This is a genomic window from Streptomyces sp. NPDC107517, from assembly GCF_055582645.1.
This window is the reverse complement of the sequence record NZ_JBVJPM010000001.1, coordinates 884,978-895,166: the sequence shown is the minus strand read 5'-3', so window position 1 is coordinate 895,166 and position 10,189 is coordinate 884,978. Positions and strand designations below refer to the sequence as shown.

Below are 10,189 nucleotides of genomic sequence, written 5' to 3'. Positions count from 1 at the left end.
AAGGGCACCACCTCAGCGGGAGTCCAGCGCCAGTACTCCGGAACCGCCGGCCGGACCGAGAACTGCCAGATCGGCGTCTTCGCCGCCTACGCCACCACCCGCGGCAGGGCCCTTGTCGACCGCGAGCTCTACCTCCCGAAGTCCTGGACCGAGGACCGGGAACGCTGCCGCACCGCAAGGGTCCCCGAGGAGCGGGAGTTCGCCACCAAGGGCGAACTGGCCCGGCACATGGTGCTGCGGGCCCTCGCCTCGCCGATGCCCATTGCCTGGGTCACCGCGGATTCCGCCTACGGCCAGGACAACCGATTCCGCCGATTGCTGGAGCAGTCGGGTGTCGGCTACGTGCTGGCCGTCCCCAAGTCCCAGTTCAGCGTGGGCTGTTCACGGATCGAGGGACTGTTCGCGCAGGCCCCGGACGAGGCATGGGAGAAGATCTCGTGCGGCGACGGAGCGAAGGGGCCCCGCGTTTATCACTGGGCCGCGGTGCGGCTGCCGGACGTCGCCGAGTTCGACTACCAGGGCGAGGTCCCTCACCGGATGCGATGGGCGCTGGCCCGGCGCAGCATCAGTAAGCCGGACGAGATCGCCTACTACCTCGCCTACACACCCCTTCAGGTCACCGTCCAGGAGCTGGTGAGGGTTGCCGGGGCGCGCTGGGCGATCGAGGAGTGCTTCCAGGCCGCGAAGAACGAGTGCGGCCTGGATCAGTACGAGGTTCGCCGCTACGTGGGCTGGTATCGGCACATCACTCTGGCCATGCTCGCGCACGCCTTTCTGGCCACCACGGCACATCAGTCCTGGGAAAAGGGGGCGGAACAGGTGGGACAGCCGGGCTCATCGGGCTCACAGTGGCGGAGGTTCGGCGACTCCTGGCAGCTTGTCGTGCCCGGCCCCCGCACCTGAGCGGAGACCGCGGACGACACCACGCACTGAGCTGGTCGAACTGGCGCCGCCGACGCCAAGCAGTCGCCCGCCGCTGTCACTATCTGCGGCGTTGTCGCACGATCGAGGGGCGGTCTCCGTGAGACCGCCCCCGCACGATCGAAGTCCCGCTACACTCCCGCCACCCGGCGAAAAGACCAGGTCAGACAGCGAAATCCTGCTGGAGTACTAGGACCGCACACAAACCCCTGTGTACCTGCAATCACGTCCCCTCCAACCTTGGTTGTGTGGGTTGTGCGATGTTGCGTCCCTCAACATGGCCGGGAATGCTGCCATGTTGATGAAATTCTGATGCCATAGGGGGCGGAGGCCTGGCGGTGGACGACGGATCTCCCGAGCTGCTTCGATTTGAGGTGCTCGGACCGTTGCGGGCCTGGCGGGGCGGGACGCCGCTGGAACTGGGGTCGATCAAGCGGCAGGCCGTACTGGCCGCGCTGCTGCTGCGCCAAGGGGCCGTGGTGAGTCATGAGCGGCTACTCGACGCGGTGTGGGGGCCGGAGCCACCCGCGAGCGGCCACAAGGTGCTGCCCACGCACATCAACTCGCTGCGCAGGGCGCTCGACCCGGAAGGCACTTCGCCCGCCGAGTCGGTGATCCGCAGCGGCAAGGGCTGGTACCGCTTCGTCTCCGAGGGGGTCCGACTCGACACGACAGATCTGGACGCGCGGGGTGGCAAAGCACTGCTTACCGTCGCGTCGGGCGAGCCGGCCGCCGCGGCCAACCAGTTGTCCGCGGCGGTCAAGTTGTTCCGGGGCGAGCCGCTGGCCAACCTGCCGGGACCCTTCGCCCAGCAGGAACGGCGGCGATGGGAGGAGCGGTTGCGGACACTCCGGCTGGAGTGGCTCAAGTGCCTCCTTGTTCTGGACAGATTCGGGGAAGCACTCGACAACCTCGGCAGGCTGTCGTCCGCGGCCGACGGCTACGACGAGTCACTGACGGCCCTGCGCATGCGGGCCCTGTACGGCTGCGGACGTCAGGCGGAAGCGCTCAGGGCTTACGAGGACATGCGCGTACGACTGCGTGACGAGCTCGGAGCCGATCCCGGTGAGGAACTGCGTCGGGTGCACGCTGCGGTGCTGCACCAGGACGGAGCCTTCCTCCTGCGTCCGTCCCCGTCGGTGCTCTCCACACCGCGCGAGAGCTCCGTGCCCGCCGAACTCCCACACGACACTCCGGGTTTCGCCGGACGCGCCAGCGAACTCGACCGACTCCACGCACTGCTTCCGCCCGCGCAGGAGCAGGGGACGGCGCACACCGTGGTCATCTCCGCCATCGGTGGTGCCGCCGGCATCGGCAAGACCGCGCTGGCCGTGCACTGGGCGCACCAGGTCCGCGGCCACTTCCCTGACGGCCAGCTCTACGTCAACCTCCATGGCTTCGACCGCGACCGGCAGCCCCTCGAGCCCGGCGAGGCCCTTGATCTGCTGCTGCGCAGCCTTGGGCTCTCGGCGTCGGATATCCCCTCGCACCACGAGGCCCAGGGCCGCGTGTTCCGGACCCTGCTGGCCGACCGGCGCATGCTCGTCCTGCTGGACAACGCGGCCTCCGCCGAGCAGGTACGTCCGCTGCTGCCATCCAGCCCGGCCTGCTGTGTCGTCGTGACCAGCCGCAACCGGCTCGGCGACCTCGTCGCCCACGACGGTGCCCACGCCCTGCCACTGGACCTCCTCCAGCCGGATGAGGCCCGTGCGCTGCTGAGCCGAACTCTCGGCACTGACCGGGTAGCCGCCGACGAGCGTGCGGTCGGCGAACTGATCCGGCTGTGCGGCAGCCTTCCGCTGGCACTGCGTGTGGCCGCCGCAAGGCTCGCGGGCGACCCGGCCCTGCGGACGGCCGACCTCGTCGCTGAGATGACCGAGGGCAACAAGCTGGAGGCACTGGAGCCGGACGGTGACGCCAACTCTTCTTTGCGTTCGGCCTTTTCGGTGTCATACCGGGTCCTTGCACCCGGCGCACACCGGCTGTTCCGCCTGCTCGGCCTGTTCCCGGGAGCGGAGTTCACCACCGAGGCCGCAGCGGCGCTCCTGGATGCACCGCTACCCCAGGCCCGTCGCCTGCTCGGCGCCCTGGCCGCGGCCCACCTGATCGAACCGGTGACGGTGGGCCGGTACCGGTTCCATGACCTCCTTCGCGAGTACGCGCAACAGCGTGCGCAGGTGGAGGAGACAGCGGCGGACCGTGACGCCGCACTCGAACGGCTCCTGATCTGGTACCTGCACGCCGCTCGCGCCGCCTCTGGGACCTGGATGTTTCCTGAACTGCCGCCCGAGCTACAGGCCGACGAGCAGCAGGGCATGCCGTCCGCCGCCGAGGCCACAGCATGGCTGGAGGCGGAGCGGGGGAATCTGCTGGCCGTCATCAACCATGCTGCCCAGCACGGTCCGCGGCCCGCGGCCTGGCACCTGACCTCCGTACTGTTCGGCCACTTCTGGCTCCATCTGCCGCGGGCGACCTGGCTGTCCACCGCGCAGGCGGCACTGGAGGCAGCGCAGACCGAGGGCGACGTGTACGGCCAGGCGGCCATGCACCAGAGCCTCGGGGTGATCCGGTGGGACTGGGGGCATGCGCGGGAGGCAATTGAGCACAACACGCGTGCAGCAGACATCAGCCGGGAGCTCGGCTGGGCGGAGGGCGAGGCGGCGACCCTGGGCGGCCGAGGCTTCGTGGCCTGGACCATGGCGCGGCTCGACCGTGCGCATGAACACTTCACCGCTGGCTTGCGGATCACCCGCGACATCGGGAACCGTCACACCGAAGCGTTCACGTTGCTCGGCCTCGGTATGGTCTGCCGGGATCTGGGCCGACTGCGCGAGGCTGCCGCTCATCTCGAACTGGCCCTCAGCCGCAATGCGGAGCTCAGTTGGTGGGACGACAGCCCGGCTCTGCAGGGGCTGGGCTGGGTGTACTGGGAACTCGGACGTCTCACCGACGGCCTGGACGTCCTCAGTCCCTGGGTGGCCCCCAAAGGTAGGGGCGGATACCGCAACGGCCGCGCCCAGATGCTTGCCGCCGTCGCGAAGATCAGTATCGAGCTCGGCCGACACGATGAGGCACTGGACCAGGCTGAGCGTGCCTCCGCCATGGTCAAGGACCAGGGGCGGCGCTGGATCCAGGCCATCGTCCTCAGCACGGTCGCCGCCGCCCACCGTCAGTTGGCGCATTTCGACCGGGCGCTGAGGGCCGACAACCAGGCTCTCACCCTCTCCCGCCAATCGGGATACCGACGAGCCGAGGCGGACAGCCTCCTGGGCCTCGCCCTCACTCACAAGGAAATGGCCCAGAACGACCAAGCCCGAAGCCATGCTGAGCATGCACTGGCCCTGGCACGCGCCCACTCGTTCCGCATGGTGGAAGGTCAGGCTCTGACCGCCCTTTGCGACATAGGGGCGGCCGAAGGAGCGCACACCACAGCCACCACCTTCGCCCAGAAGGCCCTTGCCGTACACCGCGAGACCGGCCACCGACTCGGCGAGGCCCGCACTCTCATGGCCCTCGCCCGCGCCCACCGGAAGACCGACCGTGTTGCCGCTGAACTGATGAGGCGGCAGGCATGGGAGATCTTCTCGGACGTCGGCGTGCCCGCGAAGGTGTACAAGGATCCCGACCGGTGATGTTTCGACGACCATGCCCGTCAGTCTCGTTTTTCCGCCGGAGCCAGGTCATGCCGGCCCGGAGAGGTAGGCGCGGACGAGTGCGTTCCGGGCTCTGCGGGAGGATTCCGGGCAGACACCGGTTGTGGGCCTCGTTTATTCATCGCTGCTAGAGATCTTTAACGGTGCGGGTTACGCCGGGCCGTGACGGCGGTTGTGGTCTGCGCTATGCCGGGAGGGTGAGGTATCCCGATGGCGGTAGACTGACGGCCGAGGAACGGTCTCGGTGTGAGCAGGTCCGGTTCGCAGCCGCCGATTTGATCGAGGCGGGGGCCAGTGACCGGGAGGTGGCCCGGCGGTTCAGGGTGACCCGGATGTCGGCGAACCGCTGGCGTCGAACGTTGGTTGCGGGTGGTCGACATGCCCTTTTCCAAGGGGCCCGGCGGCGCCCCCTGCAAGCCCAATACGGGGCAACTGCGCATGTTGGACGCGGTGTCGGCCCGGCCGCTGCCGGCTGGAGCGACCAGCGCACCGCCTGGCCGTGGCGCTCCCGCCAGCCGTCACGTCTTCTGGTGGATCGCCCAAGCATCTTCGACCGATTCCCTACGAGTCGGCGAGAGCTCATCGCTTCGAAAGGCCACGGCCCTCACCCGGGTGGAGTTCGCCACGATCTGCGAGGGCCCCGAAGTCCTGGAACGCCTTGTCCAGCGCGCGACGCAGACCGAGGCGTCGGCCTTCCTCGTCGGCATGCGCGTACGCAACGTCACCGAGAGACCTACGGGCGAGCTCGATGGCTCGCTCACGGTGGGTGGTCAGGAGAGCGAACCCGAAGAGACGCGGGGAACCGGACGGCTGCCAAACGCGATCCACCGCTCCCAGCACGACGGCCGCCGGACCGCCCGCGCCACAAGAGGCGAGCACCCAGGCCAGCGTCTCGCTGATCGTCGCCTCCCCCAGGCGCTCGTCAATCTCCCGGATGTGCCCCAGTGCACGGCGCAGGAACTCCGCGGCCTCCTCCGGCAGCCCGGATTCTGCGCGGTCGACGGCAAGGGCCCACAGCAAGTAACAGCGGTGCCAGCTGTCTCCCTGGGCATCGGACATGGCCAGGGCCTGTTCGAGCCAGGCTCTGGCACGCGCATGGTCACCCTGGATGACGGCGGAGAAGCCGAGTTGGGCGACGCACTGCTTCCGCGTCAACAGCATGGCCACCCCCTGCCCCGTCTCCAGGGAGGACTGGCTGTACCGTGCCGCACTCACCGTGTCCTGGGCGACGAGCGCCGCCAGACCGCGCAACTGCAGGAAGGCAGCGGCCAGTTCGGCGTAAGCCCGCTGACAGACTATGCGGGCTGCGGGGTCGTCCAAGACGCGTTCGCCCCGGCCGATCATCTCCTGGGTACCGGCGTGATCACCGTTGAGCAGCAGCAGAAAGCCCGACACCCAGACAGCCCGGCACCAGGTTCCGGTGGCCTCAGGCGCGGGTGGCAGGGGGTGCCGTTCGATGACCTTGCGCATCCAGTGGGCGCCCTCCCCCACGTTTCCCGACGTCAGGCAGTGCAGCCAGAAGCCTAGGCAGGCACCCAGCACGGTCTCGGCGGGCTCGTCGCCGGGGGGCGGCGCGGTGACGATCTGCCGGAGGTTGGGGTGCTCAGGGCGCAGGCGGCGCAGCCATCCGGCCTCTTCGGACGAGCCATAGGCGGCCCCTGCCTGCGCGGCGAGGCTGAGGTACCAGGCGCGGTGCCGACGCAGTGCGGACTGCCCCCGGCCGCTCTCGACGAGGCGTTCCTGACCATAGGCACGGACGGTCTCCAGCATGTGTAGCCGAGTGTGCTCGCCGGTGTCGACCGTGGTGAGCAGTGATTTATCCACGAGCCCAGCGAGGGCTTCGAACGTGTCATCGGTTGCAGCGGCTTCGGGGGCCACGCTTCCGTCGGCGGGCCCACAAAGTCGCTCGGCGTCAGCCAACAGCACCCCGCCGATACACAACGACAGCTGCCGCCAGGCCGTTCGCTCGGCGTCGGTGCACAACTCGTAGCTCCAGTCGAAGAGCGCGCGCAGCGCCTGGTGGCGCGGGTGTGCCGTCCGGTCGCGGCCGCCGGGGCCGAGCAGCCGGATCCGGTGGTCGAGGCGTTCCAGGAGTTCGCCCGGGGTCAGGGTGCGCAGTCGTCGTGCGGCGATCTCCAGGGCGAGCGGCAGGCCGTCGAGCCTGCGGCACACACGCGCCACGACGCGACGGTTCGCCTCGGTCACCCGGAAGCCGGGGGAAGCGGCCTCGGCCCTGTCAGCAAAGAGGGTCACCGCGGGCGAGGCGAGAGGATCGAGTTCCGTGGCGCCCGCGTCGTGGAGTGGCTCTGGCCATAGGGCAGGCAGGGCCAGCGGATTCACGCGCAGTACGTGCTCGGCGTCGATGTCGAGGGGCTGTCGGCTAGTGGCGAGGATGCGCAGCTCCGGCACGAGACCGAGTAGGGCACGAGCGACGCGAGCGCTCGCGTCCAGAACGTGCTCGCAGTTGTCGAGCAACAGCAGGACGTTCCGTCCACGCAGTGCCGTGGCCAGCGCGTGCACAGGGTCCTGACCCGGCCCTGCGGGCGCACCGACGGCCGCGGCGACCACATCGGCGACTTCAGTGGCGGCATGGCCGCGGCCGAGATCGGCCAGCTCCGCACAGAACGTACCGTCCATGAACCGCTCACGCACCGAACGGCTGATCCGCTGGGCCAACCGCGTCTTGCCCACACCGCCGACCCCGACCAGCGTGACTAGTCGGCAGCGCGTCAACATCTCGGCCCCGGCAGCCAGTTCCCGCTCGCGCCCAACGAAACTGGTGGTCTCCGCCCACCCAGCAGCAGAAGGGACGACAGCGACCACGTCCCGCTCCGCCCCACCGGACCCATACGCCTCACGTCGTACGCGCTCCCAGCGCTCCTCCCACCGGCCCACGTCGCCGCCGCAGGCACGGACGTAGGCCAGCAGTACCTCTCGGGTGGGCAGCCGCTGCCCCGCGGCGGCCTGGGAAAGGGTGCTGCTCGCGAAGTGGGCTCCCTGCGCCAGCTCAACGTAGCTGAGCCCGGCTCTTTCCCGCAGTTCGCGCAGCTCCAGCGCGAAGCGTTCCAGCGGGCCCGCCTGCGGATCGAGCGGCCGTTCCCGACGCCCAGGCCTGCGTGCCAACTCGCTCTACCTCCAAGGCTGTTACGCGCGATTGATCGGTTGATTATGGCTGCCCGCACGACGTGGTGAACATCCACGCCGTCCTCGATGCTGAGGCTCGCCGGCCCGCTGACCACGGCCCGGCGGGGGTGGTCCTTGACCATCACCCGACTACATCGCGTCACTTGGAGGTCTCAGCACATGGCAACTGATCACTACAGGCTCTTTCATGAAGCATCCATGAGTTCGGAGCGGCCGTACCGGGTCATTCTCTTCGCCGATCTGTCCGGGTCGACGGAGATGAAGACTAAGACAGGCGAGGTGAACTGGCTCTCCACCATCGGCAAGTTCCTCGACATCACGACGGAGGCCATCACCTCCCACGGTGGCATCGTGGTCAAGTACCTGGGCGACGGCACGCTCGCAGCCTTTGACAGCGAGCACGCGGCCGAGGCCATCAATGCGGCGATCCGCATCCAGGAGATGCTGTTCACCGAGAACAGGAACAACTCGGTCAAGGAGTGCCTGGCCACGGTCGGCATCGCCACCGGCCACGTCGTCGAGTACGAGGCGCCTGGCGGGGGCTTGGACTATGTCGGCTCTGTCGTCGACCGCGCTTCGCGACTGTGCGATGCAGGAGCACCGCAGGCCATCTGGATCGACAGCGCGACCGTCGTCTCCGCAAACATGCTCAAGGTGTCGTCCCAGAGAGGCCGGGCAGAAGGTTTCGGCCCCGACGACTATCTGACGCCAACCGAGGAGAAAGTCCGCCTCAAAGGCTTCCCCGACCTGGTCAGGTACCGCGAGGTCATCTGGCGCCAGGTGCCTGCCGGAGCAAAGAACGGGATGCTGACCGAGGCCAGCGAGAACCAGGAGGGCGCCAAAGACTTTGGTGCGCGACCCCCTGTGTTCGTCCCGAAGGCCTCGGCTCACCACGCGCCAGCACCGACCCTCGAGGGGACGGTGCGGCACTGGGACGTCACCCGTGGCCACGGCTTCATCACGACGGATCCCGAACACGGAGATCACTATGTCGACCGCCGGTTCGTCGTCGGCGAGGGCGATCTGACGGTGGGCCGCTCCGTCAGGTTCATCCCGATGCCGCCGCTCCAGGAAGGAAAGAATCCGCTGGCGGGCTGCACCGTGCAGGAGGGTGACCTCGTCCAGGGACAGTTCCAGCGGGTTTTCCCCGGTCCCGGCAAGGAGTTCGCCTTTGTCGATGTCGTCGACTCACGGGGCAACCGGCAGGGGCTCTTCGTGCACCTGGGCCCCGAAGCGGGGGCCCGGAAGCCCGGGGAGCCGGCTGCCTTGGAGGTGTGCCGGAACAACCAGGGAATCGCCGGCCAACTCATCACCAGCGGTGACCAGAGCCGCGAGATCCGTGGCGACATGACCGACCTCGGCCGGGACGGCACCCTCGATGGCGCACCTGCGTGACCTTCAGAACCTGCACAGCGCGCTCGCCGACGTGCGTGCGGAGCTGACGCGCGCGGATCACAAGGCGGCCACACTGCTCGCGCTGTTCTCCGCGATATCGGCCGGCATCGTGGCAACCTTCACCGTCCGCAGGTCGGGCATGTTCGCCTTGTGGAACGGCGCCGAATGGCTCGCGTGGCTAGGCATCGGCTGTATGACCGCCAGCCTGGTCCACCTGCTCTTCTGCGTCCGGCCCGGCGGTGTCTCCCAGCTGGGCCGCGGCGGCTACTTCGCCACCTACGCTCAGTTCCGGGGGCGTGCGGGGGATCTCGTCGCCCACCTGTCCCGTACGTCCGACGCCGACCTGGAGCAGTGCACCCAGCTCATCGAGCTGTCCTTGCTGGCCACACGGAAGTACCGGCTGATCGCCCGTGCGGTGGACCTCTTGGGGTGCGGGCTCGCACTGGTCGCTGCCTCTGCCCTGCTCGACGCGATGAGGTGAAGTACGGTACCGGCCGGACGGGCGGACGGCCGGACGGGCGGACGGCCGGGCGGGCGCAAACAGGCGCGGAGCCGTCAAAGGAGTGGCGTGTGTCACCGGGACTGCGAGTGCCGATTAATCATCCGGCCTGTTCAGGCAGCATGTTGGCACTCGTGGAGGGTTCCTCCGAGTCGGTCTCGTCGGCGGACTTCCAGATGCCCGATCTGGGCTGCCACGGTGACCGGTTCGGGTAGTGGGCCACACGGCGCGGCTTGCATCAGCGTTCGATGCGGTCGATGCCAGCTGCAGAGGGACTCGAACTCGCGAAGCGCATACAGAAGGTAGCTCTGGTTTCAGATCAAAGTGCGACCCAGGAGCTCGCGGCGGCACGTCTGTATCCAGCGCTCCATAAGGGGTTTCATTCGCAGTATCTGGATGCCACCGGTGACGTCCTTAAGCCCGGCGTCAGCCACCAAGGCGTCGAAGGCAGCGGTGGATTTCGAGTCCCGGTCCCGAGGCCGTCGTCGTGCTTTTGTGGGCGCACTCAACCGGCATCCCGTGTGGTCCCGAATCGCGGTCAGTCAATTCTCGCGGCTCAAGACCAGGCAGATGAGGG

Annotated in this window: 5 protein-coding genes and 1 pseudogene; 5 read left to right on the top strand and 1 reads right to left on the bottom strand. The window is 68.4% G+C overall.

The window, feature by feature from the left end; all coding sequences use genetic code 11:
- The 3 genes and pseudogenes from ACZ67T_RS03745 to ACZ67T_RS03735 all read left to right on the top strand — a co-directional run.
- Positions 1–903: IS701 family transposase (locus ACZ67T_RS03745; protein WP_469981334.1), on the top strand; the 903-nt coding region annotated here is incomplete at its 5' end.
- Positions 904–1,259: 356 nt separating this feature from the next.
- Positions 1,260–4,553 carry an AfsR/SARP family transcriptional regulator gene (locus ACZ67T_RS03740; RefSeq protein WP_469981333.1) on the top strand — a complete coding sequence of 1,098 codons (3,294 nt, stop codon included), beginning with the start codon at positions 1,260–1,262 and terminating at the stop codon, positions 4,551–4,553.
- A 218-nt stretch (positions 4,554–4,771) separates the two neighbouring features.
- Positions 4,772–5,059 (top strand): annotated as a pseudogene (locus ACZ67T_RS03735) (helix-turn-helix domain-containing protein); the annotation flags it as partial.
- A 94-nt stretch (positions 5,060–5,153) separates the two neighbouring features.
- On the opposite strand, the gene ACZ67T_RS03730 reads toward ACZ67T_RS03735, so the two are convergent.
- Positions 5,154–7,697 (bottom strand): ATP-binding protein, encoded by a 2,544-nt coding sequence (locus ACZ67T_RS03730; RefSeq protein WP_469981332.1) that lies wholly within the window; start codon positions 7,695–7,697, stop codon positions 5,154–5,156.
- A 135-nt stretch (positions 7,698–7,832) separates the two neighbouring features.
- Here ACZ67T_RS03730 and ACZ67T_RS03725 point away from each other — a divergent pair, with 135 nt between their 5' ends.
- Both ACZ67T_RS03725 and ACZ67T_RS03720 read left to right on the top strand, forming a co-directional pair.
- Positions 7,833–9,113: an adenylate/guanylate cyclase domain-containing protein gene (locus ACZ67T_RS03725; protein WP_469981331.1), complete on the top strand. Its 1,281-nt coding sequence runs from the start codon at positions 7,833–7,835 to the stop codon at positions 9,111–9,113.
- Positions 9,097–9,594 (top strand): Pycsar system effector family protein, encoded by a 498-nt coding sequence (locus ACZ67T_RS03720; RefSeq protein WP_469981330.1) that lies wholly within the window; start codon positions 9,097–9,099, stop codon positions 9,592–9,594. The genes ACZ67T_RS03725 and ACZ67T_RS03720 overlap by 17 nt, the downstream gene beginning before the upstream one ends.
- The last annotated feature ends 595 nt before the right edge of the window (positions 9,595–10,189 follow it).

Excerpts from the sequence above, each read along its gene's own strand:
- ACZ67T_RS03720 (WP_469981330.1), top strand. The coding sequence starts at position 9,097 with ATGGCGCACCTGCGTGACCTTCAGAACCTGCACAGCGCGCTCGCCGAC.